Origin of the sequence: Paracoccus sp. (in: a-proteobacteria) (assembly GCF_030538655.1) — a bacterium.
GTDB lineage: Bacteria > Pseudomonadota > Alphaproteobacteria > Rhodobacterales > Rhodobacteraceae > Paracoccus.
This window is the reverse complement of record NZ_JAUNTO010000008.1, coordinates 24,052-48,497: the sequence shown is the minus strand read 5'-3', so window position 1 is coordinate 48,497 and position 24,446 is coordinate 24,052. Positions and strand designations below refer to the sequence as shown.

The following is a 24,446-nucleotide window of genomic DNA, read 5'->3' as shown; positions in this document are numbered from 1 at the left end:
GGTGGTATTCCCGGCACGGCCCTTTTCGCCGTGCTACCCACGGGAACCCCCGTGGATGGGCTGATTCTGGTGGCGGACGCGGCCCCGGTCAAGGGGCTTTCGCCTGACCCAAGCCGGAAATTACCGCTTTTCGTCACCGCATCGGGGGTATTCATGTGATACTGTAACATTCTTAACGTCCCCGGCTCATCAGCGCCGCGCGCGGCGGCAGGTCGTCCAGCGCCTGAACTGGCCCGCAGCCCGGTTCTGCGCCGCGCCACAGCCGCACAAGCGCCGCGCGGGTGGTGCAGTAGTGCAACGACCGCCAGCGCGCGTGACCAGCCTTGCAGCGCCGCTGCTGCACGATCCATTGCAGGCCGCGCGGGCAGGTGATGACCCGATGCGCCCCACGGCGGAAAATCTCACCCGCGTAATCGTCGCTTTCTTCCCGCCAGTTGCCGCGCGGTGCGCTTGCCTGATCGCCGTCAGACATGAGCTCGCCCCGTGGTGTAAGGCATGGTCGAGGTATGGCCGTTGCCATCCACGAACGCGGCCAGCGCCGCAGGGGTGTAACGCACCACCCGACCCATCTTGACAAAGGCCGGGCCTTCGCCAGTGACCCGCCAGCGGTTCAACGTGGTGACAGAAAGTTTCAGCCGTTCGGCAGCTTGCCCAACGGTCAGCAGTTCGGTGGCTTCCATGTGCCCCGGTTCCTTTCGATCTGGACGGCGGGGCGAAATCCTGCCCGTGAAAATCCCTTGCAACGCCGGGGATTTTCGGGGCAGCTAGACCGCAAGGCCGGGTGCAACCGGCCCAGCGGCCCCGCGCCGCCGTCAGCTTTGACGATGGGGCGGGTGGCTTTGTTTTCCAGACTGCGCCACCCGTCCCGACATTAGCGAACAGTCAGACTATCCGCAGACACACAATGGCAACGCAGGTGGTGCCGGTCAATCACGCAATTCACTGATTTCATTCCAGAATAATGTGGTCCGCAAATCCGCCGCACGCCAAATCAAAGACTTAACGGACCCCCCCGGCATATTTTTCGCGACCCATTAGCGCGCAGCGCGGTAACGATCAGGTGATGACCAGCGGATCACCCCTGACCGCCCCGCAGCCAAGGCGGCGTTCTTTTCTCTGGCCGGTCAGGCAACAGCGGCCACCACCACCAATGCGAATGCGGGATGTGCGGGGTGCGCCCCTGTTCATCCTCGACCCATCCGCGCAACTCGGTTTTCTTGTCGGTCCAATGGTGAAAGGTCCAAAAATCATCATCGAACGCGACAGGATGGGCGCGCCAAAAGTCATCAATCATCTGCAATTCATTGCGCTGCATGGGCGACAGGTCATCATATATGAAATGATAGGCCGAACGCTCATGAAGAATGTGATCCCGCTCAAAGGTAAAGGACGGGTCGCCTATGGTGTCGTAACATCGCAATAAGCCAAACAACAGCAGGCTTTCGTCTGGGTCAGGACGATGGGCAAGAAGCAGTCGGTATCCCATCATTCGCGCCCCCTGAAAGGCACCACCTTGCCGCCCCCGGCCAGATCGCGCGCAATCGCCCGCTCCACCTCATCGACAAGCTGGCGGGCCGGATCATCCCTGACATGGGCGTAACGCTGCGTTGTCGCCGCTTGCGTGTGCCCAAGCTGTCCCCCGACCAACCGCAACGATGCACCAGTTTCAACCGCGACAGACGCCCACCCATGCCGCAGATCGTGAAGGCGCAGATCAGGCAGGCCCGCGTGAGTGCGGATCGCGTCCCATGCCCCCTTTATGTCCACCAGATGCGACCCCGGCTTTTCGCCCACAATCACGAACGGATTGCCCGCCACGCGCGGGGCGGCATCCAGCAGCCGCCGCGCCATCGGCCCAATGGGGATGACCTTTGCCCCGGTTTTGCTATCGGGCAGCACCAGCCGCCCCCGCGCCAGATCGACATAATCCCATCGCAGCGACAGGATTTCCCCACGCCGCGCCCCGGTCAGCAGGATCAGCCGCACAGCCAGCACCGCCGCAGGCGCGATCTGCCGCGACCGCCCGCTTGGCATGTGCAGGCTTCCAGCGGTTTCGGCCAGATCAAGGGTTGCCCCAAAGCTGGCGACCTCATCCGGCGACAGCGCGCGTTCCCGCTTGCGTTCGGGAAAGCGCGTCACGTCACGGCAGGGGTTCGTTCCCCGATCCCGAACGCGCCATTTTTCGGCCAGTGAAAACGCCTTGGACAACAGCGCAAGAACCCGGTTCGCAAGATATGGCGTGGCCCGGCCAGACAGATGAAGCCGCTCAATATCAGCCGGGGCAATATCGCTGACCTTCATAGATCCAATGGCGGGATTGATCCTGTTGGCAATATGCAGGCGATCACCGGCGGCAGATCGCGCCTTTTTGTGCGGTTCCGCATGGTCTGTCAGATAGCGCAGCATCAGTTCGGCAACGGTCGGGTTAGCGCGCCACTTGGCCTTGTCGCCAGACGGATCGCCGCCTTGCGTCACCTCTGCGGCCAGCGCCTGCGCCCGCTTGCGCGCCGCATCCAGCGTGATCGCGCCGACCTTGCCAATCGTTTCCTTTCGCATTCTCGCGCCGCGACCGCCCCCAACGCGATACCGGAACGCAAAAGACGCCCCGCCGTCACTGACCCGTAAGATAAACCCCGGCGTCACCGTATCAGTCCAATCTACACGCTTGCCCTGATGTTCTCTGATGAGCCGGTCAACACTGGCTTTTGTCAGCTTGCAGGTGCGGGCTGTCTTTTCGGTCTCGGTCATCGCTTTCATTTCTGGGGCACACCGGGGGCACACCATAAAAGCAATCTATGATATGACGCGGCAACGCAAGGTGAAAAAATATCACGCAAACACGGATAGTTAGAAATATTTCGACAAGCCGCGATAAGCCCAGAAAACGAACGGAAATTGACTTTTAATCAGTGGGTCACAGGTTCGAATCCTGTCGGGCTCACCACTGTTTGCATTTTATCATTTCCTTTCAGCATATTGCTGGTTGGTTTTGTCCAACGATCCGATCCGTTGGACATTTTCTAGATGGGCCAGCCCATCGGCTGCCATCTTCACGCGACTGGCAGCTTGGACGTATCGCCGCGCCTCTCGCGTATCCTTGTGGGCTAAAAATGCCGCGATCTGCCATTCGGTCGCCCCACGTTCCGCTAGGCGGGTCGCGCCGTATTTCCGTAGACCATGCGCCCGGCACCGAGAAGGAAGCTCAGCGTCATCGCACTGATCAGCGAACCAGTTGCCGAAGCTTTCGACGGTGTAGGGCTTGCCACCGTGGACTATGAACAGCATCTGTGTCGCAGGTATCTGCCGAAGTTCCGCCCGCAACTCTGGTAAGTATTGCAGCGGCAGTGTGACATCCTGCCCCGTCTTGATTCGGCGATACCAGATTGAACCGCCCTTAATGTTATGGCGACCCATGGCGCAGGCATCCTGTCGCGCAGCACCAGTCCCGATAATGAGTTCCAGGGCGAGCCGGGCAAGGGTGCCGCTCGGGTGGTGCTCGCGAAATTGTGCGACCTCGCCATCGGTCCAAGTATGAAACCCGGTGCCCTTGATCTTACGGCGGTCAACCCGCTCGGTCGGGGGCAGGCCGCTGAAACCGAATTTTCGCCTCGCATACTTATAGATCTCACCGAGTTCCTTGTGCAGCCGATTAGCAGCGGTGTTTCCACCTTTTAGGTCCATCAGATGCTCGACATGGCGCGGCTCAAGGTCTGCAATGCGAGCGGCACCAAGCTTTGACCTGATCCAGTCCAGCCGCAGGCGCTTATGATACCGGCTCGATTCGCGAAGTTCCTGAAACTGCTTTGAAGCCAGATAGTGGGTAATGAGGTGATCAAAGGTGCCACGCGGGCTGTTGGATTTTGGGAGTTCCGGCGTTCCCGTGATCGTAGCCTTGTATGCTTCGATCATCGCCTTGCTTCCCCAAGGGCCGGGCAGATAGCAATCGATCTTGCGGCCTTTGATAGTCTTGCGAAGACGGATACGCTTACCGCCTCGGGGATCGTTAACGATGGCCGCACCGGGGAACGGGTTCTTGCGCATCAGTCTAGTCCCAGCATTCTATCGACTTCGTTTCGACTAGTGGACTGTTCACCAGCCGTAATAGTCAAGCGGGTTCCGTCAGGCTTTTCTGCCGTCACCGTCCACCTCACAATTCCGGCTTCCTGCATAGCTTTCGCATACCCTGTCAGTTCGGTTGGAGTGATAGCGACAGAACGATTAGCCATCAGATAACAACCCTCTCCTTCCGCGCCGCCACATCGGTTCCTCGCAGATCGCTGGCCGTCAGGCCCACGATACCGGCAGTTTTAACAATCGGGATCAGCACCACGATCATCCAGTTCAGCGCCCTTGCCATCCTCAAACACAAACGAGGCCATCATAGCGGATATTTTGGTCACAACCAACTGTTTTGATTTACTTTTTTGCTCAATCTTTGCGAGCTCAATATGAGCTTACATATAGCAAGAATTAGTCGATATATCGAATGTTACGGCGAAATTCCGTATATTCTTGAACCACAGGTGACTGCGTCACTGCACGAGGCACAACGAAGCGCTTGCCACTTTTGACCCGAACGCCGACCAAAGCTGATCCACTGCTCCTGAAGGTAGACGTCGGCAATGCGAACCGTTGTCGATCGCTGTACAAACAAAAAAAATCGCCATAAGCGAACTTTGTTCTTGAAAATGGCTGATCAGACAGCTATGTATGCTTTCAGTTGGTCACTGCGGAAGGAAAAGTCATCACATCTTGAGCCTTCGGGCTCGCGGGGGGCTCGCTCCCTATCGCTAAACCGGCCCCACGGCCACGGCTCCCCGAGGACTCCCGTGGGCGAGGGACGGCGAAGCAGAGACCCACCGATGACCAGTGGGTCTCTTGGTACTTTGGTTTGGTTGTCGTTGTCCGCGCTTCTTGTTCGCGATGACCCCCTGCCCATGGTGGGCCGGGGTGAACAAGAAGGAGACCAGAAATGGACTTAGAGACTAACGAACGACAACAGCGGCTGAAAAGAACGAGCAAGTGGCCTAAGTCGCTGCGCGCACCGTTCCTGCTAAAGTGGGCGATCCTGATTGGAAAGCTCGCGTACCGCCTCTGGCGGTTGTGGAATGCCCTCGCGGGCGATCCTGACAGCTAAGTCGCTTCCACTGTATCCTATAAAGAGCTTCCACTGTATCCTATAAAGAAAGGAGAAACCTATGCTCGCGGAAGCCTTGCGCCTGATCCGCGTATTTCATGACATGAAGCAACAGGAGTTGGCTGAACGCCTAGGCCTGTCGAAGTCTTACGTCTCCGAGTTGGAAAGCGGGAAAAAAATGCCGTCGATGGAGGTAATACAGAAGTATTCTGAGACGTTCGGCATTCCGGCGTCATCAATTCTCTTCTTCTCCGAGAACCTTGAGGACCCATCGAAATCCAAGCGAGCTAAGTCTGCAATTGCTGGTAAGGTCTTGCAGTTCCTTCAATTAATCGAAGGCAAGACCGCCAATGGCAAAACGTAAGTACACTTTACGTGATAGTCCATTTTTTCGGCTGCGCTCCAAGTCAAAGCTGGCCCGCCTACTTCTGGTGTCTCCGAAGAAGTTAAAGCGACTTTCCAATCTTGAAGACGGGTACATAAAATTTCAAAAGCCTAAGAAAAACGGGGAAATGCGCGACATCAGTGCGCCTATAGCCCCGCTGAAATCGACCCAAGCACGCATAGCGGAATTGCTGAGCCGCATTGCTCCACCAGACTACTTGTTCGCCCCGGTCGAGGGGCGTTCTTATGTAGACAATGCGGCGCGTCACATTGGTGCACGGTCAGTGCGCTTGCTGGACATTGAGGATTTTTTTCCGAACTGTACGATCTACAAGGTTATCTGGTTCTTTCACTCGCGGATGGAATGTTCGACAGACGTGGCTGTCATGCTGGCACGCATTGTCACGAGCTATGGGGTGCTGCCGCAGGGCAGCCCGTGCAGCCCCATCCTCGCCTATTTCACCTATATCGACATGTGGGAAGAAATCGACGCCCAAGTCGCTGCCGCCGGGTGTACCTTGAGCGTGTATGCAGACGACCTAACGGTTTCGGGGGACACCGTGCCAGAGGCGTTGATCTGGCTACTGAAACAGAGTCTGCATAGGCATGGGCACCGTTACGCGCCTCACAAAGAACGTGCCCGTAGGGACCGGCCGTCCGAAGTGACCGGGGTCATCCTGACGCGCGACGGGATCACGGCACCGAACAGGCAGCGACAAAAGATCCATGCGGTGAGAGACGTGCTACGGAATACGAAATCCGCTGAGCAAACAAAGCGTCTGGAAGCGCAGTTGAGCGGGAGGTTGGCTCAACTGAATCAAATTCAAGCAGGCAATGTTGGTTCGCCGAAAAGGAAGTCGGACTAAGGCACCAAGACGCCATATAGCCTTGACCATTCATTGGTGTTCAGGAAGGGCCGTCCGGTTCCCTTGACCGGTCGATCCGGCGGACAGCCTCGCGGGTCCGTTCGTCCAAGGGGAGAGCCGGGGCGGCGTCTGCCGGGGGCGGTTCCGGCTTCCACCCCCGCTGCATCACGGCATCAACGAGCAGCTTTGTCACCCGTCCCACCACCTGCCGGGAATCGTCATTAACGGCGCGGAGCATATCAGCCCATGAGGCGCCGCGATCAAGCTGGAAGCGCGCATGATCAAGGGCACTCTGCGCATGCCAATAAGTCCAATCCGACTTATCCACGCTGGCAATCGTCTGCCAGTGCCTGTCGTATCCTTCGCGCACCTTCTCAAAAATGGTCAACAGCGTATCGTTCGCGGATAGCCCGAGTGCTTTGCGGAGGTGGCTGCTTTCCTCTGGATGGAGGGCACACCATACCGCAAGGACCGGACTTTGGGTGTCGCGCGGCGTGGGCATTCCACCGTCTGGCCATGCGGTCAACCTACGGAACATTTCTTCGCCCTTCTCACGAAGAAGCCGCCGGCGCAATTCGTCGTGTCGCTCAACCTCTCTGGCCTCGTGGTCATCCAAAGCCGCCACGGCGGCCTGTAGAGGCGCAAGGCGGCTTTCGAGCACCTCGGCCTGCTTCCGGGCTGCTGCTGCTCGTTTTTCGGCTGCGACCTCAACCCCCATCAGCTTTTCGGCCCACGTGGCGAGACGGTCGAATGCAGAGGTGATGGCACCCCGGATTGGCGGCAACAATGGTTTAGGAGTCCCATCGGTAAAATTCAGCGACCAGAAACGTGCCCGCCAGCCCCATGTCGCGCGTCCGTCCGGTGCGGCGTCCCGCAGCACGGCAAGCTCTTCTTCAGCCCGTGGCGCTCGCTCTCTCATATCCGCTGCGGTGATTTCAGCATCATATCGACCTTCCACGGCGTGCGTAACCGCTGCTTCAAGGTGGGCCGCAGCCTTTTCCAGCGAACGCGCCTGATATTCAAGCTCACGTTCGCGCGCTGCCTGCTGTTCCTGTTGTTCCGCCAGTTCCGCAGCCAGCACGGCTGCTTTTGCTCTGCTTTGCGCCAAATCGGATTCCGCCTTGACCTTCGCCGCCTCGATCCGGTCGAGACTATCGCGCGCGGCAGCAATCTCATCTGCGAGCCGGTCCACCTCGGCCTGCGCCTTGATGGCGCGGGCTTCATAGGTCTCGGCTCTCTTCCGGGCTTTCTCAGCCTTCTGGCCTTCGCCCTCCGCTGCCACGCGCGCCTTGGCGAGGCGGTCGAGATTCGTCGCCAGCTTCTCCTGCACCTCGGCCAACGCCGTTTCCTTGGCCTCAACCTTGGCTTCAAGCTCGGGGATCGCTTCATCGCGAAGTTGCGCAACCGACCGATTGACCACCTCGGCGGGCGCGGCCCCCGCCTTGAGCCGGTCATACTTCGATCGTCCTCGCTCGATGCCGGGGGCATGACGACCCATCACCTCTGCGGTGATGGTTTGGAGATCGCGCAACACGCCGCGCTTGGCGACATCGCTGATCGGATTTCCGTTCAGATCATATGCAGGAAGCTGAAAATGCGCATGGGGGGCAGTTTCATCGACATGCACGACGAGGCCGGTCAGGGTCGTGTTGAGCCGCGCAGCAATGGCCTCGGCGGTTTCCCAATAGGCTGCGTCCTGCTGCTTGGGCGTCAGCCGCTCGAAGATCCTTTGCGCTTTGTGGCCGAACGTGATGATTCCTGCCACCCCGACAGAAGCGTTAGACTTCATGGCGCGGACTGTCTGGCGAACTGCGCGACGTTCTTGGCAGATCGCGCGCAGCTTCGTACCCGTCAGCGATTCAAGCAACACGCGGTTGAGATGTGAGCGGGACGCCTCGACATAAGAAGGTTGCGGGCCAATCCGCAGATCGTGCGCACGTTGCCCGCCTATAGCGGCGGCGCTCAATGACTTGATGCGTGTCTGCGCGGCCTTCGGATTGCCGCCCTTCTCCGGCTTTAGAATATCCTCGGCCATGCTCATTTCCGCGAAAGGATATCTCTTATCCTCTAACCTACTAGGGATAAGCAAGCTTATCCTGTAGGCAAAGGGAGGATGCCACAGCATCCCCCCTTTTGAAACCCCCCTCCCTCCGGGCCCGCTGTCGCTGTCCCTGCGCGGCCTTCAGCCTTGCCCTTCGGCCCGTCGAGGGCTGCCGCCCTGAATGAGCCTGCGCGGGTTTGCGACCTTCGGCCAGCACCCTTGCGAAGCCGCCTGCGGCGGCTCGATCCCCTGCCCGCCCCAGCCTTGTGGGGGGCGGTCGGTCAGGGGATCGGGGAGCGCGGCGGCTACGTGAACATCCTACCACAGAGACCCCGACATACCGTGTCGGCATGGTGCGATACGGTAGCCGCAGAGGGAGCGAGACCATAGGTATCGAGCGACCGGCGCGGCGGGCAGCTTGGAAATGACGGCGCGGCGTGATATGACTACAGATGATTACAATGGAGCACACCATGCCGCAGCCCGCCGCATCAGAACCGATCACCATTCGCACGAACAAGGTTTCGGAGATCGACGCCTTGGCGAACGCGATGGACCGCTCCCGCAACTATATCGTCAATCAGGCAATTGAGCAGTATCTGCAAGCCAACGCATGGCAGATGGAACGGATCACGGCGGGGATCGAGGCCGCGCGCGACGGCAGGGTTATGCCTGCCGATGAGGTCTTTGCCGGGATCGCAGCCAAGCACGGCTGGTCGCGTTGAAAAAACTGGTCATTGCCGAACCAGCCGCCCGCGACCTTGAGGAGATCGTGGACTACATCGCACTGGACAATCCTGTTGCCGCCGAGGGCGTCTATCGGGGAATTGTAGCGGTGGCGAGCAAGCTGCCCCAGTTCCCGGCCCTCGGGCGTCCCGGTCGCCATCCCGATACGCGGGAATTGAGTGTTTCGGGGCTGCCCTATCTGATCGTCTACGAGGTCAGCGCCGAGATGGTGACAATAGTGGCCGTGTTCCACACCGCCCGCGATCTGGTGCGGGCGCTGCGCGAAAGAATGCAGGGCGATCAGGCAGCAACGCATGGATGAGAGGGCGAACTATGAGCAAACCACCGGAGAAGGCACCGCTCGGGTTCGGTGACGAGCTTCGCGCCGTCTGGCAGGGCAACTATGGTGATGAGCTTCAAAACCTGATCGACAGGCTTCGGGAAGAAGCGCAGACAGCAGATTCAAAGCGCGAAAAGAACCTGCTGGACGTGCTGGCCGAATTCGAACCGCTCGGACCAGACGATCAGTTTCCCGATACTGATTGATCACACCGCATGCGCTCCGTTGTCTGGGCATGACCATCGGCAGCCGTGATCGTTTCCCGCATCTGGGCGCCATCACCAGAAACCGTCAGGTTGAAGGTGACGGGGTTGCGGTCGGCCTCATATAAACAGACAGCGGCAATGTTCCATTTGTTCACACCCACCTCGAAGATCGTTTCGATTTCGCAATAAGTCCATTCAGTCTCGTAAACCTCGGTTGTGTATTCGGCCACCTCGTGAGGCGCGCAGGCCGCGTTGCTGGACCATTGCCCAATGAACGCAGGTGTGTCGGCCAAGGCCGGTGCAGTGGTACAGGTCACGGCAATCAGCGCGAGGATCTTCTGCATCAATCGGTCTCCTTTTCTGCCATCAGGTCTACAAAGTCTCGATAAGTCATCAGGACATAGGCGGGTCGCCGTTGTTCGGTCAGGATCACCGGCCCTTCTTTTGCCCGTTCCTTTACCTGCCCCGGATGGTAACTGAACTTTCTGGTACTGAACGCAGGGTACCTATCCGGCGACGAAACGTCAGCAGGAGTGTTCGTCGCGAGCCGCCCGCAGCGTTCCAGCAGATCCTCCAAGGCTTGCCAGTAGCTCGTATGCCCGCACTGCTCACGGAACTCGATGAACGCGCCCATGACCTCTTCCGGGCCATTGATGTAAAGGGCGACGCGCGGCTGAATACTTCTAGAACTGGTCATTGCACCCCCAGAACCATTCCGGCCCACATCGCGGCTGTTGCCCTTTGGGACTGCCCGTGATTGGCCGCGCGCGTAGTCTCGCCTATCGCGGAAATACTGTATTGGATCATGGCATCCCGGCCTTGCGAGGTCGCCATGTTCACGACCGTCTGCGGGTTGGTAGCCAACGCCGCCCCGCTTTCGGCCATCCCGCCATTGGAGGTCGAGCCGTAGTTCATGGACCGAAAGCCGCCGCGAGCATAGAACTCCGGCGCAGGCGCGCAGGTCGGCTCAAGCGTGAGGCCGTCCGGCCTCACAAGGCCCTGCTGACGATAATGTTCCGAGTCCAGCAAAGCCTTCTGAAACGGAATGCGGTGATGCAGGTAAGTTTCGGGATTAACCATGTAATAGGGGGCAGGTGCTGCCGCGACCAGATCGCCCCCGGATAGCCCGCCTCTGTTCTTGTTGCCCCAGAAATCGCCCTCGCCAAGCGGCCAGACGACGCCTGCGGCTTCCCCGAGGTTTGCGACAATATCGCCGCGAAGCGAGGTATAGAGATGCAGGTGAACTGCACCCGGCGATCCCTTATCGCCCATCGTGACCACCTGCGTATCAGGCTGCACCTCATCCCCAACACGAACATTGATGGCACCGCCATGCAGGTATCCGACGCGCATTGCCCCATCCGGCGTTTCGACGAATACCGAGTTCGTGTCGTCGTTTCGGGCCATCACGACACGGCCCGGCACACCCGACAAGATCGGATCGTCGCGACCGACACCGTTGATCAGATCAAGGCCCAGATGATAGCCGTTGGATGCACCCGAGCGCCCCGTGCGGTCCACACCGAAAGGTGACGTCACCAATTCGCCCTGCTGTGACATAACGGGCACCTGCAAGCACATGCCCGCCACGACACTGGCCACGCTGACAACACCGTCTTCTTCCGCACCCGTAACCGCAGCGACATTAAGACCCACTCCGTCAATCATGTAGCGGCAGACAGAAACACCGTTGCCATCCCGACCCTGATCACAATCCCCTGTCTGGTAATAGTTCCACAGCGCACCGTTCAGTGAGCAGCCGAACTGGCAGGCTTTGAGGATGGAAGATGCTGTGATTATGGTGCAGGTGCCGCCGTAACAGACTTGCTGGCCGATCAGGCTGTCATAACCGTGTCGGGTCGCCAGTGACCATTGTCGATCCATGTAGCGCCGATAAGCATCCACCTGCGCGCGCGGATCGGCAAGGAACTGATCCCGCGTGCCCGAGTAGTATTCGGCCAGCGTTGGTGGGCAGAACTGGAAAGCGCCCGCGCAGCCATACTGGTTCACGGAAGTCCATGTCCCTTCGGACGCCGACACTCTGGCAGCGAAATCGGCCAGATCGGGCGGCATACCGTGTCGGATCAGGTCCGCCGCACTGACATTGGCAAGTGCCTCTGCCGGGAAAAACGACGATGCGGCCACCGCCACGGCGCTGATGATCGAGTGAAAGCGCATAGTGGCCCCCGTTAATGCTGCGCAAAGAGAGCTGCGAGGTCGATTTCAACATCGCAGGCCCGAAGGGTCATTGTGCTAGGTCGAATTTCGGCATGATCCGCGAAGGCGGGACATACCGGCTGTATATCGGCAGGTTCGATGTGCTGGCCGTCTGGCGCTTCGAGCGCCACCTTGAGATAGCAGGCTTCCAAGCCGCAGAAGCCCGGCAGCGCGCCCATAACCAGCCGCCCCTGCGGCGTTTCCACTTCGGCGCTGTAGAGGCGAACGGCGTCAAGGCCCCCTCCAGCCTCTTCAAGCTCCTGCCGGGAATACAGGGTGGTCGCATCCCCTTTGCTGACCTCTACTAGCGAGAACGACACCGCTTCCCATTCATTCTGCGCCGCGACGGGTGCAGCGCCCATGATGCTGGCGATGGCTGAAAAAAGAAGTTTTCGCAGCATTTTGTTACCTCACTCTGACAAATTCCGCACACCTACCCGGCCCGCCGATGGCTTCGTATTCGCCGTGGCTTATGATCCGCCCGGTCCGGCATTCGAGATATTCCTGCTCCGACCAAGGGATTTCGGCACAATCAGCACCAAGGTCGGGAGCCGGTTCTAGGGGAGGTTTGCGCGGAGGCAGGAACTTCTGGCCGATCCAGCGAACGCCCTTGATATCGAGGTCGCTGATGCGCTGCTTCACGATCTGGTCGATGCCGATCCAATGTTCATATTTCGGCAACTTCGGACCAAGGTCGCGCTCGATCTGATTGCAGAGGGCGGCGGCCTTGTCCCGTTCGAGCGTCAACCGCGACAGGAGAGTTTCCATACCCCCTGCCGCAGCAGCATCGACTTCGGCTTGCGTCAGCGCCGGAAAATACTGTGCCTGCCGCGCGTATTCATCCCGAAAGCGTGCGATGCGCTTCCGGCGTTCGGCCAGCCGGTCGCTGACCGATTGGCACCAGTAGCAAAATCTAGCGACCTTGTTCATGGAAGCCTCTCCTTATTTGGGCGGTTGACCACCACCGCCGCGATTCCCGATTTGCCGCAAGCGGTTGCTTGCGCCCTTGACTATGGAGTTCTGGGTTCCGGTGGTGCCCAAACCGAGACCAGCCCGCCGGGGAATCGATCCAGTAGGGCCGAGATCGGCGGCATTAGCGACCTGTTTGCCAACGTCCATACGCTGGCTGATGCCGCCGAACGAGATACCAAGCCAACCCATCGCGGAGTCGCCCAGTTCAGTGATAAGCTGCGCGCCGATCAGCACGGTGACGCAGGTCACGACCACATAGATGAACAGGAAGCCCACCATCGCAACCAAGCTGATGATCTCTGGCCCCGGCGTGATGAAGTCCATGAGCATGTGGAATAGATCGTAGAGATATTGGAGCGAGAAGGCGATCACCATCATAGAGAAGATAAGCCCAACGACCGTGAAGAATGGTCGGAAAATGATGCCGAAGATGCTCAGAAGTATCTTGTTCCACGAGCCGATCAGGGTTCCTTCGCGGGCCGGGGCGAAGAGCGTCAGCACAGCGAGCGACACCGCGAACATACTTTCAACTACCAGCATCACCCACGAGATCACTGCCGAATAGTAATAGATGAACGGTATCATCGGGACGACGACGAAGATGATTGCCCCGAACAGCATCAGGAACATTCCCGCCGTGATCAGCGGCCCGCTGGCGGCTTCCAGCACGGCGCTTGCAGCCCCGGTGAACGGTATCCAGCTTGGCAGGAACCCACCTGCCGCCGCGCTGCCGAAGCCCGCGCCGGTGACAAGGCCACCTGTCACCAGCATGACCTTGCCCTGTTGTGAGACCTGCACCATCGGGTCTGTCAGGCCCGCGTTGCCGCCCGGCTGCGCGACCGGGTTAAACAGGTCGAGCATACTGGTATAGATGCCGTTCAACAGCCCACTGAAGGCCGATCCCCGCCGCATCGAGGCGTAGTTCTCATCATCGGCGTCCGCGCTCGGCTCGCCCAGATTGGTGACATAGGCCGACATCATATCCCATGTCTCGAAATCGCTATCTGCCTTCGCTAACATTGAGCGCACAATCGAGTCAGCCCGCCAGCCCGTCCTGACGCCTTGCCCCGAGAGATATTCCGTCAGGTTAGATTCCCGGTAGGCATTCAAACGCAGATCGCCATCGGGCGACCCGAAAGACGCCGCAGCCATCGAAATGCCCCGCTGCCAGCCCGGCGCGAAGAGCCAGCCGCGCTCCGTCGCCTCGGCAAGAAGGAAGTCGTATAGCTCGGCAATTTCCGTGTCATCGAACTCGAAGGCGGGACCGGCCCCGCCGATATAGCTGTTCGTCGCCTCGCGAATATGGGTTCGCGCCAGTTCCTCAAGTGTCGGGGTATTGCGCAATCCCGTGTGAATTTGCACAGCAACGCTCTGCGCACGCTCCGACAACTGGTTGATGGTCTGCACATAGCTCTGAAAGAGCGCTCGCGTCTGGACTGAAGTAACCTGATCCGCGAATGAATAGTCAGTAGCATCGGACACCCGAAGACTGGCGCTGTTCGTCACACCGCCGCAGAAGTTCGACCTGCCACTGTAAGCGGTGGAGCCTACGGCCTCTTGAAAGCGGATAACGTGGTTGAGCGTGCCCACCTCGACCGAGCCGATTGAAATCCAGCTTGGCGACGACGCGACTTCCGTGGCAGCGGAGCTATGGGCGGACAACGGGCCGCTTGTGACCTGCTCGATATAGGCGTCCTGTTCGTCAGCGCGCAGGCTATTCAACGTGAAGTAAATACTGTTCGCATTGATCGCGCAGAGATGCCCCAGAACAAGGGCGTCATAGGCTTGCGCAAATTGCCCCTGCACGATGATGTCGGTGATGGACGAGTTCTGCGGCTGCGAAAGCAGCGGCTGCCCGGTGAGGGCCGATTCAGCCGTTCGGCTCCATACAACGTCTCCCAGCGCCGATCCCTGCAACACCAGCCAGAGCATTGCGACCTGCGCCAGAGAATAGCCGCCCGCGACCGGCACGAAAGACATCATGCCCAGCAAAATCCGCGTGATCGTGTATTTCGTGTCCGTCCGCTGCCCGAAGGTCTTTCCGTCCGATGCGGAATCAAACATCACGGTATAGACCGTGTAGGATGTCACCACGAGTACGCAAAGCAACCCTGCCGTGTTGAAGATGCTGAAAATGGACGAGAGCCAGTTTCCCGTGCCCAAGTCGTCCGCCGCGCCCGTCAGGAACGGAACGATCCCACCGAACAGGCGTTCGAGGATGCCGCCCGCATAGTCGCCCGACGAGCGTTCGAACAAGCTACTGAAATCATACTCTTCCATCGCCCCACCCTCTTTGTCGTTTGGCAACCGAGTTGAGGGCAGCGCCGATCTCCAACGCTGCGTCGATGCCGGGGATTTTGTTCGCACCGCCGCGCCCGCGCAGGGGGAGGTTGAAGCGATCTGGTGCAAGCTGCTGAACGTCAGCGACCGCGATCCAGCCGTCTTGCCAAGCCGCAATCATCGCCTGCCTCTCGGCCTGCGATTGACCGAACATCGCCATAGCCAGATTTTTGTCCTCATCCGGGCTGCGGTCGAGACCGCGCGTGCAGGCAAGGATGCCCAAAATGTAGGCCAGAAGATCACCGCGCATTACACACCGCCTTTCCGGCTTCTGCCGCTCGCAGACTTCTGGGATGCCGCCCTTCGGGCGTTGCCGATCTTCTGGGCGGTCTCAAGCGCGGCCAGCGACTCGGGGTAAAGTTCAAGCTTCAGCTCGCGCCGCATTTCATCAGCCGCAATCCACCCAGCTTCCCACTGGCGAACCATCTGAACCTGATCATCATTCGACAGCCCGATCAGCGCCGCGCACAGATCGCGATCATGTCCGGGGCTGCGGTCGAGGCCTCTCACAAAAGCCAAAAAACCTTGAAAAGTCATATTCATGGCTTACCCCACTACCAACGCGGCACTGGACGATTGTCGCACGAGCCTCTTGATCGGTGCCTGCCAGTTGAAGCGCTGGCTACATGCGCGGCCCGTCATGGATACGATCCACCTGTCAGGGTTCCTGATCGACGGATCGGAAGCAGCAAGAAGGACCAGCACGCTCGCCACCTGTGGCCCGGCCATTCGCACGATCCTGTCCCATGTCCCGCCAGACCCGCCAATGCAGGGCAACATCATCTGCGCGGTCAGGATGAACCCGTCCCAGCCGGTTTTGCCGCTGTATGCGAAGTTTTCGATCCACTCGCGCCAGTCTTTCGGTGCAATCCGCGCAAGCATCTCGGGCGTCAGCTTCCCCAGCACGTCTTCGTGGCTGTTTTCCCCAGCCTCTACCGCCGTATTACTATTGTTATTTTTTTTATTGGTATCAGTATAGTGACGGCCGATTTCGCGTGGCGCGGCGCGCATAATTGCGCGGTCAGGACTGATGGGTTGGCGACGTTCCGTCGATGTGATCTGGGCTTGTTCACCGTGCTCGGCCACAGCTTGCAGCGCCTCGACCCGTGCGCTGCATTCGTGGGTCAACCGCCGTAGCTCGCTTGCGGGCAACCGGCTGGGACGGTCCAAGCCGAGCACCCATTCAAGCGTGCGATGATCGTCCACCTGTTCGCATATCCGGCGCAGGTGAGCCTTCGTGCGGCTGAACAAGAGCCGGGCTTTCTGAAACGCCGTATTCGCGTGGCACTGCCGCCGATACGCTTCGCAAAGCTCGTCATGGCGTTCGAGCGCCGGTGCGAAATTGATTCCGAACACCACCGCGCCGCCGAAAAACGACCCTCGCAGGCCATTCCCCGCTGTCTGGCGCTCGACCAGTCCGGCATCCTCCAGCGCCGCGATGTGCCGCCGGATCGTGCTAACGTGCTTCCGACGCTCCTTGGCTAGCCGCAACACCTCGACGGCGCAGACCGGACGCTGGAAATCGTCCAGTACGAACGAAGCCATGACCTTCGCCGTCTGGTAGACCCCATCGCTGATCAGTCCTAGCGCCTGCGCCCAATTAATGGACTTCTGAATTTGCGCGCGCCGTTTCATACCGCTGCCCCCTTCACAGGGACGTGGGGCAAAGCTCTTGCGTGCGAATCGAGGTTCAAGCTATAGTCGTCAAGCAGAGACAGCCAGTCTTGGTATTTTGCCCCGGTTGCGCCCGCCAGCGCGCCGGGGTTTTCATTTTTGACGTTGGACAATGCGGAAAGTTCGGCAATGTTTTCAATAGCTCTGAATTGTGACGATGGACAATTTAAAGCATTGATTCCACTTGATAACTTGGAGCCTGTCGGGCTCACCATATTTATCTGAAATTTCTGGCATTTTTCCTGAACAGTTTGGTTTATCGCCCGAGCGCTCGAACTTGGACGGTGCATGAATGGATACGAAAAAGGGGCAGCTACGAGTAGCGCGGCGGGCCTAACGGGACGATTACAACCGTCTCTGGGCGTAATGGCCGCCAGCCTGCGTAAGCGACATGCACCCCACACAATCATAGCCGATCAAAGCTGCCCTTAAATGTGTTCGGCACGATCAAGATGGCACCCTGCCCCTTGAAGCCCTCGCAAAGATCGTCGCGCAGGCCGGGGGAACAGCTTTGACATTTCGGTAAGGGGGGGCGAGCCACTGCCCGGATCATTCACCCCGCCCCAAAATGAACAATGTGCCAGGCCATATCCCGTGCACACGCATCAGGCCACATCGGCAAGACCAGCGCACAAACTGCGGCACTGGTGGCGCGTCCGGGCCTCTCGATAACGCTTGGCGCAAGGGCGGATATTATGGCTGGCTGCGTCTCGGCATAGCTTGTGCGGATGATCCAAAATTTGCGAATTCATGGAAAAGCCTGTTGACGCGCAAAGTCCCTTGATGGCCGGTTGGCGCCGACCTATCCCCCTCCCGCAATCTTGGTCAGCAGATCATGCAGCTTATCGACCAGTGCCTGCCTTGGGTGGTTCCGTCTCTCGATCAGGCCGATTTCGCGGTGGACCTGTGGGGTGCCGAAGGGGGCGCTGACCAAGGGGTGCGCGCAATCGTCGATGGCGACCTTTGGCACCACCGACACGCCAAGCCCGTTCGCCACGCAGGCAACGATCGAGGAGATCGTGTCGATTTCCGCGATCTCGACCGGGCGCACATTCATACGGCCCAGTTCCCGGTCGATGATATGCGCCAGCGGCACATTCGCGGCAAAGCGGATATAGGGATGCCGCGCCAGCAAGGTTTCGGCATCCTGCGGCGGGGTGCCGGGCGGGGCGATCACGAACAGCGGCTCGCGCAGGAAGGGGCGCCAGCGCAGGGCGGCGGGGAAATTGCCATGTTCGGCGATCATTGCCGCGTCCAGCCGCCCTGCGGCGACATCCTGCAACAGCGGCTCGGACAGGGCAACGCGCAGCTTGATGCGCAATTCGGGATGCGCGGCGTTCAGCGGCACAATGGCGCGCGGCAGCAACGACAGGGCGCTGGTCCTGACCGACCCAAGCGCCAGCGTGCCGGTGACGCGCCGCCCGGAAATCGCGTCGATGGCATTTTCCGTGACCTTCACCAACTCGCGCGCGGCCTCGACCATCTGCAAACCTGCCGCCGTCAACCGGGGCGGCCTGCTGCGGCGGTCGAACAGTTCCGCTCCGACCTCGTATTCAAGCGCCTGAATCTGTTGGCTGATCGCCGAAGCTGTCAGGTGGACGGCATCCGCCGCCCGCGAAAAGCTGCCTGTCTCGGCGATAGCCAGCAGGGTTTTAAGTTGCCTTGTATCCACTATTTCAGAATCCCTAAATATATACTTCAGATATATCCGCTTTGTTTCAGCATATCTACTGGTAATGTCCCCCTGCGCCGACATCCCCGATGCCGGCAGGGAGGGACTATGTCAGACACAATCTTGATTACCGGCCAAAGTCTGGCCGCCGAAGCCGTTGACCTTATCCAGACCGCAGGGCTGACACCGGCCTATGTGCCGCCCTACAGCACGGGCGAGGCGCTGATCGCCGCTGTCCGCGACAGCAACCCGGTCGGGATCATTTCCCGCATGGGTCGCGTTGATACGCAGGTTCTGGAGGCCGCGCCGCGACTGCGGGTTATTTCCAAACACGGCGTCGGCGTCGATAATATCGACCTCAAGGCGGCAGGTGCGCGCGGCATTCCGGTGCTGGTCGCCACGGGCGCGAATGCGGTGGCGGTGGCGGAACATACGATGGCGCTGCTCTTTGCGGTGGTCAAAAAGATCCCCACGCTGGATGCCGGACTGCGGGCCGGACGCTGGGAAAAGCCCGGTTTTGACGGGCGCGAACTGGCCGGGTCCAGCATCGGGCTGGTTGGCTTTGGCGCGATTGCGCGGCAGACGGCGCGCTTTGCCAAGGCTTTTGCGCTGGATGTGTTCGCCTATGATCCGTTTTGCCCCGATCAGTTTTTCGCGGAAGAAGGCGTGACGCGGGTTGCCGATGTGGATGATCTGATCGCAAGCTGTGACATCATCAGCCTGCACACACCGCTGACCGACCAGACCCGCAACCTGATAAACGCCGACCGCTTGGCCCGGATGAAGCCCGGTGCCATCATTATCAACACCGCCCGCGGCGGGTTGATCGACGAGGCAGCCCTGTCCGCCGCATTGGCCGAGGGTCGGATCGCCGGCGCGGGGCTGGACAGTTTCGCGCAGGAACCCCCTGCGCACGATCACCCCTTCTGGGCCGAGCCGCGTCTGGTCCTGACCCCGCATATCGGTGGCGTCACGGCGGCATCGAATGCCCGCGTCGGCGTTCAGGCCGCACAGGGGATTCTGGACCTGCTGGCGGGGCGGGACATCCCGGCCTCGCGCATTGTCAACCGTGATCTGCTGGTGCCTCCGGCGATCAGCGCCTGAAATACTGAAAGGTTTATCCGATGAACATCGGTTTTCGTATCCTGAACCGTAACCGCGCGATGTCCGCCGATGTGGTGGCGCGTTTCGCCGCCCTTCCCGTCGCCAATGTCAGCGACAGCATGAGCCGTATGACCGCCGCCGGGCCGCACCTGCGCAAAATGCACCGCGACGGCGTGCTGGCTGGCCCTGCGCTGACGGTCAAATCGCGGCCCGGCGACAATCTGATGCTGCACAAGGCCATCGACATGGCACAGCCGGGCGATGTGATCGTGGTGGATGCGGGCGGCGACACCACCAACGCGCTGATGGGCGAGCTGATGCTGGCCCATGCCCTCAACCGGGGTGTTGCCGGTTTCGTCCTGAACGGCGCGATCCGTGATGTGGACGCGTTTTGGGACACCAACCTGCCCGTCTATGCGGCGGGCGTCACCCATCGCGGCCCCTATAAGGACGGTCCGGGTGAAATCAACGTGCCCGTGGCCATCGACGGCATGGTGATCCATCCGGGCGATCTGATCCTTGGCGACAGCGACGGCGTTCTGGCCATCCCCTTTGACGAAGCCGAGGCGATCTATGCCCGCACCATCGCCAAGCAAGAGGCCGAGACCAAACAGATGGCCGCGATCAGGGCCGGAACCAATAACCGCGCCTGGGTGGATGAGACCCTGCGCCGTCTGGGCTGCGACATACCCGCAGGCATCTGACAACGATCCGCCGGTCCCGCACCGGCATAATGGGAGGAAACTGATGTTCACCTATCTGCTGCGCGGCACCGCTGCGTTCACCTTTGCCGCGCTGGCCAATATGGCCGTGGCGCAGGACTTTCCCGGCGGCTCGATCGAGATGATCGTGCCTTACCCGCCCGGCGGCGGCACCGACATTCCGGCGCGCCTGCTGACCGAGCGTATCACCGCGCAAAAGGGCTGGAACTTTGTCGTGCAGAATCAACCCGGCGCGGGCGGTAATATCGGGCTGGCGCAGGTGGCGCGAACCACGCCCGATGGCCGTCATCTGGGCATGGGGCAAACCTCGAACATGGCGGTGAACCCGGCGCTCTATCCCGACATTCCCTATGATCCGCTGACCGCTTTCACCCCGATTGCGCTGCTGACGACACAGCCCATGGCCATCGTCACCTTCCCCGATTCCCCCTATGCCGATTTCGGCGAGGTGATCGCGGCCGCGCGGGCAAATCCGGGCGAGATTTTGTTCGGCACACCGGGCAATGGCACCGTGGCGCATCTGTCCATCGAGCTGCTGGCGACCGAGGGCGATCTGGATCTGACCCATGTGCCCTATCCCGGCATCGCGCAGGCGATCACGGATGTGATGGGTGGCGCGGTGGACATCTATATCGGCAGCGTGCCCAGTGTGCTGCCCCATATCCGCGCGGGCAGCATCCGTCCGCTGGCCGTCACCTCGTCTGAACCGAACTTTATCCTGCCTGATGTGCCGACCGTGGCCTCGTTCGGCTTTGACGGTTTCGACACCGCCGACTGGAAGGCCGTTGTCGGCCCCGCCGGAATCCCTGCCGAAACCGTAGCCACGCTGAACGCCGCCATCAATGACGCCCTGGCCGACGACACGCTGCGCAGCGCGCTGGAGGCCGAGGGCAGCACCATTCTGGGCGGCTCGCCCGAGGAATTCGCCGCCTATCTGGCCGAACAGGTCAAGACATGGGCCGAAGTGGTCGAGACCTCGGGGGCATCCATCGACTGAACCAGGGGGCAGCGCGTGATCGCGCTGCCCTTTTCGCCTTAACCGCTGATCTTTCTGGGGAGGAGAGGATGGCAAACCGTAACCTGGCCGACACCACCGGGGGCATCGTCATCGCCCTGTTCGGCGCAGCCGTCGCCGTTTATGCGGCGCAGAATTACAACCTTGGCACCCTGCGCCGCGTCGGGCCGGGGATGATGCCTATGGCCTTGGGTGTGCTGATCGGCGCATTGGGCGCGGCAATCGCGCTGAACGCATGGATCAAGGGCCGCGCTGACGCGTTGAGCGAAGCGGTTGAATGGCGCACCGCCACCCTTATCATCATCGCCGTCATCGCCTTTGCCCTGATGATCCAGCCGTTCGGCCTGATCCCGTCAGTGATCGCGGTGGTGGGGATTTCCGCCTTTTCGGACAACCGTGCCAATCCGGTGAATGTCGCCATCCTGTGCGCGGCGCTGTGCCTGCTGGCCTGGGCGATCTTTCGCCTTGCGCTTGGCATGAACTTTGCTCTGATCCGGTGGCCGTTCTGATGACATATGTTGATTATGTGACGCTGGGCCTGCAAACCGCGCTGTCGTGGAACAACCTGCTGTGGTGCTTTACCGGGGTGTTTCTGGGCACGCTGCTGGGCGTGATCCCCGGCATCGGCACACTGGCCGCGATTTCGATGCTGTTCCCGCTGACCTTCCAACTGGATGCCACCGCCGCGCTGATCATGCTGGCGGGTATCTGGTATGGCACCACCTATGGCGGCAGCACGGCGGCGATTTTGCTGAACGTGCCCGGCTCGCCCTCGAACGCGATCACCGCGCTGGATGGCTATCCGATGACCAAACAGGGGCGCGGCGGGGTTGCGCTGCTGATGACGACGCTGGCATCGTTCTTTGGCGGCTCGGTCGGGATCATCCTGCTGATGGCGTTTTCGGGCACCATCAGCGCCTATGCACTGCGGTTTTCATCGGCCGAGTATTTCTCGCTGATGCTCTTGGGACTGGTCGCGGCATCGAATATCTCCAGCGGGTCGATGCTGAAGGGCCTGACCATGGTGTTCATGGGCATCCTGTTCGGCATTGTCGGCAGCGACATCTATACAGGCACGCGGCGGTTCGATTTCGGCATCCTTGATCTGGCCGATGGCATCAACCTGATCGCACTGGCCATGGGCCTGTTCGGCGTGGCCGAGGTGATCGCCAGCGTCGGCAAGGTCGATGGCAAGAATGTTGACCCGGAGTCCATCAAACTGTCAGCGATGAAACCCACCCGCGACGATGTGCGGCGGTCATGGTTTCCGATGTTCCGCGGCGCCTCCATCGGGTCGTTCTTCGGCACCCTGCCCGGCACCGGCCCCTCGATCGCCGCCTTCATGGCCTATGCGATCGAGCGCCGCGTCGCCAAACAGCCCGAGCGGTTCGGCAAAGGCGCCATCGAAGGCATCATGGCGCCGGAATCGGCCAATAACGCCGCCGACCAGACCGCCTTTATTCCGACGCTGGCCCTTGGCATCCCCGGCAGCGCCACCATGGCGCTGATGCTGGGCGCGCTGATGATCCACGGCATCGCGCCCGGCCCGCAACTGATGACCGAGCAGCCCTCGCTGTTCTGGGGGCTGGTGATGAGCTTCTGGATCGGCAACCTGATGCTGCTGGTGCTGAACATCCCGCTGATCGGGCTGTGGGTGCGGCTGTTGATGGTGCCCTATCAATGGCTGTTCCCGGCGGTTCTGATGTTCATCTGCATCGGCACCTACAGCGTAAACAACAGCGCCTTCGACGTGCTGCTGGTCGCGATGTTCGGCGCGCTTGGCTATGCCATGCGGATCCTGCACTATCCCGCCGCGCCGATGCTGCTGGGTTTTGTTCTTGGCCCGATGATGGAGGAACATTTCCGTCGTGCCATGCTGCTGTCGCGCGGCGATCTGATGACCTTTGTCGAGCGCCCGATCAGCGCCACCGTCCTGGCCCTCACCGCCGTGATCCTGATCTGGGGCCTGAAACCGCTGTTCATAAAGCGGCGGCGCAAACAGGTGCCCGAACCACAGGACGGCGATTGATCCTTGCCGGCGGGCGTCACAGCCCGCCGCAAATGATCCGACCACAGGAGACCAGAATGCACAGACGCGGTTTCATCGCGGCAAGCGTCGCCGCGCTTGCCATCATCCCGCCTGGGACAGCCGCGAAAGGCGTCGCGGGTGCGGTGCCATTCTCGGCAGGGACCCGGCCGCCACGGACATCCCTGCCCGATATGGCCTGCGATTGTCATATGCACATCTATGATTCCCGCTTTCCGGTCGCTCCGACAGCACGACTGACACCGCCTGATGCCTCGGTCGCGGACTATCGCAAGCTTCAGGCACGTCTGGGGCTGACGCGGGCCGTCGTCGTGACGCCCTCGACCTATGGCACCGACAACCGCGTCACGACCGAGGCGATCCGTGCGCTTGGCCCCGCCAGCCGCGGCGTGGCCGTATTGTCGCCCGACTCGACCGACACAGAGCTAAAGGCGCTGGACGCCGCCGGCATTCGCGGGCTGCGGTTCAATCTGACGACCGGGGCGTTCCTGACGCCCGATATGATCGCACCGATGGCACAGCGCATTGCGGATCTGGGCTGGCATATTCAGATCAACATGGCCCCCGAGCAGATGCTGGCCCATGCCGGGACGCTGGCTCAACTGCCCGCGCCGCTGGTCATCGACCATATCGGCCGCGTCCCGCAGCCGGATGGGGTCAGTCATCCCGTCTTTGCGCTGATCCGCCGGTTGCTTGATGGCGGGCGCACATGGGTCAAACTGTCCGGCCCCTATATCTCATCCACCGATGGCCGCCCGGATTTTGCCGACGTCGGCCATGTTGCCCGCGCATTGGTGGCCGCCGCGCCGGAGCGGTTGGTCTGGGGCAGCGACTGGCCACATCCGACCAGGGATCAGAACGCCAAGCCCGACGATGCCGCCCTGCTGGACCTGATCGCGGACTGGGCAGCCGATCCGACACTGCGCGCCCGCATCTTGGTCGAAAATCCGGCAGAGCTGTATCGTTTCAACTGACAGGAGAAG

Annotated in this window: 28 protein-coding genes; 11 read left to right on the top strand and 17 right to left on the bottom strand. The window is 60.6% G+C overall.

The annotated features are described in order from the left end of the window. Positions 1-172 precede the first annotated feature (172 nt). From Q4G22_RS07345 to Q4G22_RS07320, 6 genes are all read right to left on the bottom strand, one after another. On the bottom strand, positions 173-472 hold the full coding sequence (locus Q4G22_RS07345) for a hypothetical protein (RefSeq protein ID WP_303385255.1): 300 nt from the start codon (positions 470-472) through the stop codon (positions 173-175). After that, entirely contained in the window at positions 465-680 is a 216-nt protein-coding gene (locus Q4G22_RS07340) for a helix-turn-helix domain-containing protein (RefSeq protein ID WP_303385254.1), read from the bottom strand. Before Q4G22_RS07340 ends, Q4G22_RS07345 begins: the two co-directional genes overlap by 8 nt. Before the next feature lie 395 nt (positions 681-1,075). Next, positions 1,076-1,486 carry a hypothetical protein gene (locus Q4G22_RS07335; protein WP_303385253.1) on the bottom strand — a complete coding sequence of 137 codons (411 nt, stop codon included), beginning with the start codon at positions 1,484-1,486 and terminating at the stop codon, positions 1,076-1,078. Beyond that, positions 1,486-2,748, bottom strand: a complete 1,263-nt coding sequence (locus tag Q4G22_RS07330; RefSeq protein ID WP_303385252.1) for a site-specific integrase — start codon at positions 2,746-2,748, stop codon at positions 1,486-1,488. Before Q4G22_RS07330 ends, Q4G22_RS07335 begins: the two co-directional genes overlap by 1 nt. Before the next feature lie 210 nt (positions 2,749-2,958). Next, entirely contained in the window at positions 2,959-4,041 is a 1,083-nt protein-coding gene (locus Q4G22_RS07325) for a tyrosine-type recombinase/integrase (RefSeq protein WP_303385251.1), read from the bottom strand. Between the two features lie 184 nt (positions 4,042-4,225). Further along, on the bottom strand, positions 4,226-4,357 hold the full coding sequence (locus Q4G22_RS07320) for a hypothetical protein (RefSeq protein WP_303385250.1): 132 nt from the start codon (positions 4,355-4,357) through the stop codon (positions 4,226-4,228). Between the two features lie 841 nt (positions 4,358-5,198). Between Q4G22_RS07320 and Q4G22_RS07315 the strand changes: the two genes are divergently transcribed. After that, positions 5,199-5,501 (top strand): helix-turn-helix transcriptional regulator, encoded by a 303-nt coding sequence (locus tag Q4G22_RS07315; protein WP_303385249.1) that lies wholly within the window; start codon positions 5,199-5,201, stop codon positions 5,499-5,501. Next, on the top strand, positions 5,488-6,387 hold the full coding sequence (locus Q4G22_RS07310; protein WP_303385248.1) for a reverse transcriptase family protein: 900 nt from the start codon (positions 5,488-5,490) through the stop codon (positions 6,385-6,387). The genes Q4G22_RS07315 and Q4G22_RS07310 overlap by 14 nt, the downstream gene beginning before the upstream one ends. A gap of 40 nt (positions 6,388-6,427) precedes the next feature. On the opposite strand, the gene Q4G22_RS07305 is transcribed toward Q4G22_RS07310, so the two are convergent. Then, the gene (locus Q4G22_RS07305; protein ID WP_303385247.1) at positions 6,428-8,422 is read right to left on the bottom strand and encodes a plasmid recombination protein; all 1,995 of its coding nucleotides are present in this window, start codon (positions 8,420-8,422) and stop codon (positions 6,428-6,430) included. Between the two features lie 479 nt (positions 8,423-8,901). Between Q4G22_RS07305 and Q4G22_RS07300 the strand changes: the two genes are divergently transcribed. Genes Q4G22_RS07300 through Q4G22_RS07290 form a run of 3 tightly spaced genes read left to right on the top strand, consistent with a single transcriptional unit; the run spans position 8,902 to position 9,700 of the window. Next, on the top strand, positions 8,902-9,153 hold the full coding sequence (locus Q4G22_RS07300; protein ID WP_303385246.1) for a CopG family ribbon-helix-helix protein: 252 nt from the start codon (positions 8,902-8,904) through the stop codon (positions 9,151-9,153). Continuing rightward, positions 9,150-9,476 (top strand): type II toxin-antitoxin system RelE/ParE family toxin, encoded by a 327-nt coding sequence (locus Q4G22_RS07295; protein ID WP_303385245.1) that lies wholly within the window; start codon positions 9,150-9,152, stop codon positions 9,474-9,476. Before Q4G22_RS07300 ends, Q4G22_RS07295 begins: the two co-directional genes overlap by 4 nt. An 11-nt stretch (positions 9,477-9,487) precedes the next feature. Next, positions 9,488-9,700, top strand: coding sequence for a hypothetical protein (locus Q4G22_RS07290; protein ID WP_303385244.1), 213 nt, complete (start codon positions 9,488-9,490; stop codon positions 9,698-9,700). Here Q4G22_RS07290 and Q4G22_RS07285 read toward each other — a convergent pair. From Q4G22_RS07285 to Q4G22_RS07240, 10 genes are all read right to left on the bottom strand, one after another. Continuing rightward, the gene (locus tag Q4G22_RS07285; RefSeq protein ID WP_303385243.1) at positions 9,679-10,044 is read right to left on the bottom strand and encodes a hypothetical protein; all 366 of its coding nucleotides are present in this window, start codon (positions 10,042-10,044) and stop codon (positions 9,679-9,681) included. The genes Q4G22_RS07290 and Q4G22_RS07285 overlap by 22 nt on opposite strands. After that, the gene (locus tag Q4G22_RS07280) at positions 10,044-10,397 is read right to left on the bottom strand and encodes a hypothetical protein (RefSeq protein WP_303385242.1); all 354 of its coding nucleotides are present in this window, start codon (positions 10,395-10,397) and stop codon (positions 10,044-10,046) included. Before Q4G22_RS07280 ends, Q4G22_RS07285 begins: the two co-directional genes overlap by 1 nt. Further along, positions 10,394-11,851 (bottom strand): M23 family metallopeptidase, encoded by a 1,458-nt coding sequence (locus Q4G22_RS07275; RefSeq protein ID WP_303385241.1) that lies wholly within the window; start codon positions 11,849-11,851, stop codon positions 10,394-10,396. The genes Q4G22_RS07280 and Q4G22_RS07275 overlap by 4 nt, the downstream gene beginning before the upstream one ends. A gap of 38 nt (positions 11,852-11,889) precedes the next feature. Beyond that, a complete protein-coding gene (locus Q4G22_RS07270; RefSeq protein WP_303385240.1) occupies positions 11,890-12,318 on the bottom strand; it encodes a hypothetical protein in 429 nt (142 codons plus the stop codon). A 4-nt stretch (positions 12,319-12,322) separates the two neighbouring features. Then, the gene (locus tag Q4G22_RS07265) at positions 12,323-12,847 is read right to left on the bottom strand and encodes a hypothetical protein (RefSeq protein WP_303385239.1); all 525 of its coding nucleotides are present in this window, start codon (positions 12,845-12,847) and stop codon (positions 12,323-12,325) included. Positions 12,848-12,859: 12 nt separating this feature from the next. Beyond that, positions 12,860-15,169, bottom strand: coding sequence for a DotA/TraY family protein (locus tag Q4G22_RS07260; RefSeq protein ID WP_303385238.1), 2,310 nt, complete (start codon positions 15,167-15,169; stop codon positions 12,860-12,862). Beyond that, a complete protein-coding gene (locus tag Q4G22_RS07255; protein WP_303385237.1) occupies positions 15,156-15,479 on the bottom strand; it encodes a hypothetical protein in 324 nt (107 codons plus the stop codon). The genes Q4G22_RS07260 and Q4G22_RS07255 overlap by 14 nt, the downstream gene beginning before the upstream one ends. Further along, positions 15,479-15,772, bottom strand: coding sequence for a hypothetical protein (locus tag Q4G22_RS07250; protein ID WP_303385236.1), 294 nt, complete (start codon positions 15,770-15,772; stop codon positions 15,479-15,481). The genes Q4G22_RS07255 and Q4G22_RS07250 overlap by 1 nt, the downstream gene beginning before the upstream one ends. A gap of 3 nt (positions 15,773-15,775) precedes the next feature. Then, positions 15,776-16,864, bottom strand: a complete 1,089-nt coding sequence (locus tag Q4G22_RS07245) for a helix-turn-helix domain-containing protein (RefSeq protein WP_303385235.1) — start codon at positions 16,862-16,864, stop codon at positions 15,776-15,778. Positions 16,865-17,705: 841 nt separating this feature from the next. Further along, the gene (locus tag Q4G22_RS07240; RefSeq protein WP_303385234.1) at positions 17,706-18,575 is read right to left on the bottom strand and encodes a LysR family transcriptional regulator; all 870 of its coding nucleotides are present in this window, start codon (positions 18,573-18,575) and stop codon (positions 17,706-17,708) included. Positions 18,576-18,683: 108 nt separating this feature from the next. Between Q4G22_RS07240 and Q4G22_RS07235 the strand changes: the two genes are divergently transcribed. From Q4G22_RS07235 to Q4G22_RS07210, 6 genes are all read left to right on the top strand, one after another. Beyond that, the gene (locus tag Q4G22_RS07235; RefSeq protein ID WP_303385233.1) at positions 18,684-19,679 is read left to right on the top strand and encodes a hydroxyacid dehydrogenase; all 996 of its coding nucleotides are present in this window, start codon (positions 18,684-18,686) and stop codon (positions 19,677-19,679) included. A gap of 20 nt (positions 19,680-19,699) precedes the next feature. Beyond that, positions 19,700-20,383, top strand: a complete 684-nt coding sequence (locus Q4G22_RS07230; protein WP_303385232.1) for an RraA family protein — start codon at positions 19,700-19,702, stop codon at positions 20,381-20,383. A gap of 43 nt (positions 20,384-20,426) precedes the next feature. Next, the gene (locus Q4G22_RS07225) at positions 20,427-21,398 is read left to right on the top strand and encodes a tripartite tricarboxylate transporter substrate binding protein (RefSeq protein WP_303385231.1); all 972 of its coding nucleotides are present in this window, start codon (positions 20,427-20,429) and stop codon (positions 21,396-21,398) included. 68 nt (positions 21,399-21,466) lie between these two features. Continuing rightward, positions 21,467-21,925 (top strand): tripartite tricarboxylate transporter TctB family protein, encoded by a 459-nt coding sequence (locus Q4G22_RS07220; RefSeq protein ID WP_303385230.1) that lies wholly within the window; start codon positions 21,467-21,469, stop codon positions 21,923-21,925. Next, positions 21,925-23,445, top strand: a complete 1,521-nt coding sequence (locus Q4G22_RS07215; RefSeq protein ID WP_303385229.1) for a tripartite tricarboxylate transporter permease — start codon at positions 21,925-21,927, stop codon at positions 23,443-23,445. Before Q4G22_RS07220 ends, Q4G22_RS07215 begins: the two co-directional genes overlap by 1 nt. A 209-nt stretch (positions 23,446-23,654) precedes the next feature. After that, complete coding sequence (locus Q4G22_RS07210; protein WP_303385228.1) at positions 23,655-24,437, top strand: amidohydrolase; 783 nt, start codon at positions 23,655-23,657, stop codon at positions 24,435-24,437. Positions 24,438-24,446 lie beyond the last annotated feature (9 nt).

What these genes read in the sequence shown, in the direction of transcription:
- Q4G22_RS07345 (WP_303385255.1), bottom strand. Translation starts at nt 472, where the DNA reads ATGTCTGACGGCGATCAGGCAAGCGCACCGCGCGGCAACTGGCGGGAA.
- Q4G22_RS07340 (WP_303385254.1), bottom strand. Translation starts at nt 680, where the DNA reads ATGGAAGCCACCGAACTGCTGACCGTTGGGCAAGCTGCCGAACGGCTG.
- Q4G22_RS07335 (WP_303385253.1), bottom strand. Translation starts at nt 1,486, where the DNA reads ATGGGATACCGACTGCTTCTTGCCCATCGTCCTGACCCAGACGAAAGC.
- Q4G22_RS07330 (WP_303385252.1), bottom strand. Translation starts at nt 2,748, where the DNA reads ATGACCGAGACCGAAAAGACAGCCCGCACCTGCAAGCTGACAAAAGCC.
- Q4G22_RS07325 (WP_303385251.1), bottom strand. Translation starts at nt 4,041, where the DNA reads ATGCGCAAGAACCCGTTCCCCGGTGCGGCCATCGTTAACGATCCCCGA.
- Q4G22_RS07320 (WP_303385250.1), bottom strand. Translation starts at nt 4,357, where the DNA reads ATGGCAAGGGCGCTGAACTGGATGATCGTGGTGCTGATCCCGATTGTT.
- Q4G22_RS07315 (WP_303385249.1), top strand. Translation starts at nt 5,199, where the DNA reads ATGCTCGCGGAAGCCTTGCGCCTGATCCGCGTATTTCATGACATGAAG.
- Q4G22_RS07310 (WP_303385248.1), top strand. Translation starts at nt 5,488, where the DNA reads ATGGCAAAACGTAAGTACACTTTACGTGATAGTCCATTTTTTCGGCTG.
- Q4G22_RS07305 (WP_303385247.1), bottom strand. Translation starts at nt 8,422, where the DNA reads ATGGCCGAGGATATTCTAAAGCCGGAGAAGGGCGGCAATCCGAAGGCC.
- Q4G22_RS07300 (WP_303385246.1), top strand. Translation starts at nt 8,902, where the DNA reads ATGCCGCAGCCCGCCGCATCAGAACCGATCACCATTCGCACGAACAAG.
- Q4G22_RS07290 (WP_303385244.1), top strand. Translation starts at nt 9,488, where the DNA reads ATGAGCAAACCACCGGAGAAGGCACCGCTCGGGTTCGGTGACGAGCTT.
- Q4G22_RS07285 (WP_303385243.1), bottom strand. Translation starts at nt 10,044, where the DNA reads ATGCAGAAGATCCTCGCGCTGATTGCCGTGACCTGTACCACTGCACCG.
- Q4G22_RS07280 (WP_303385242.1), bottom strand. Translation starts at nt 10,397, where the DNA reads ATGACCAGTTCTAGAAGTATTCAGCCGCGCGTCGCCCTTTACATCAAT.
- Q4G22_RS07270 (WP_303385240.1), bottom strand. Translation starts at nt 12,318, where the DNA reads ATGCTGCGAAAACTTCTTTTTTCAGCCATCGCCAGCATCATGGGCGCT.
- Q4G22_RS07265 (WP_303385239.1), bottom strand. Translation starts at nt 12,847, where the DNA reads ATGAACAAGGTCGCTAGATTTTGCTACTGGTGCCAATCGGTCAGCGAC.
- Q4G22_RS07260 (WP_303385238.1), bottom strand. Translation starts at nt 15,169, where the DNA reads ATGGAAGAGTATGATTTCAGTAGCTTGTTCGAACGCTCGTCGGGCGAC.
- Q4G22_RS07255 (WP_303385237.1), bottom strand. Translation starts at nt 15,479, where the DNA reads ATGCGCGGTGATCTTCTGGCCTACATTTTGGGCATCCTTGCCTGCACG.
- Q4G22_RS07250 (WP_303385236.1), bottom strand. Translation starts at nt 15,772, where the DNA reads ATGAATATGACTTTTCAAGGTTTTTTGGCTTTTGTGAGAGGCCTCGAC.
- Q4G22_RS07245 (WP_303385235.1), bottom strand. Translation starts at nt 16,864, where the DNA reads ATGAAACGGCGCGCGCAAATTCAGAAGTCCATTAATTGGGCGCAGGCG.
- Q4G22_RS07235 (WP_303385233.1), top strand. Translation starts at nt 18,684, where the DNA reads ATGTCAGACACAATCTTGATTACCGGCCAAAGTCTGGCCGCCGAAGCC.
- Q4G22_RS07230 (WP_303385232.1), top strand. Translation starts at nt 19,700, where the DNA reads ATGAACATCGGTTTTCGTATCCTGAACCGTAACCGCGCGATGTCCGCC.
- Q4G22_RS07225 (WP_303385231.1), top strand. Translation starts at nt 20,427, where the DNA reads ATGTTCACCTATCTGCTGCGCGGCACCGCTGCGTTCACCTTTGCCGCG.
- Q4G22_RS07220 (WP_303385230.1), top strand. Translation starts at nt 21,467, where the DNA reads ATGGCAAACCGTAACCTGGCCGACACCACCGGGGGCATCGTCATCGCC.
- Q4G22_RS07215 (WP_303385229.1), top strand. Translation starts at nt 21,925, where the DNA reads ATGACATATGTTGATTATGTGACGCTGGGCCTGCAAACCGCGCTGTCG.
- Q4G22_RS07210 (WP_303385228.1), top strand. Translation starts at nt 23,655, where the DNA reads ATGCACATCTATGATTCCCGCTTTCCGGTCGCTCCGACAGCACGACTG.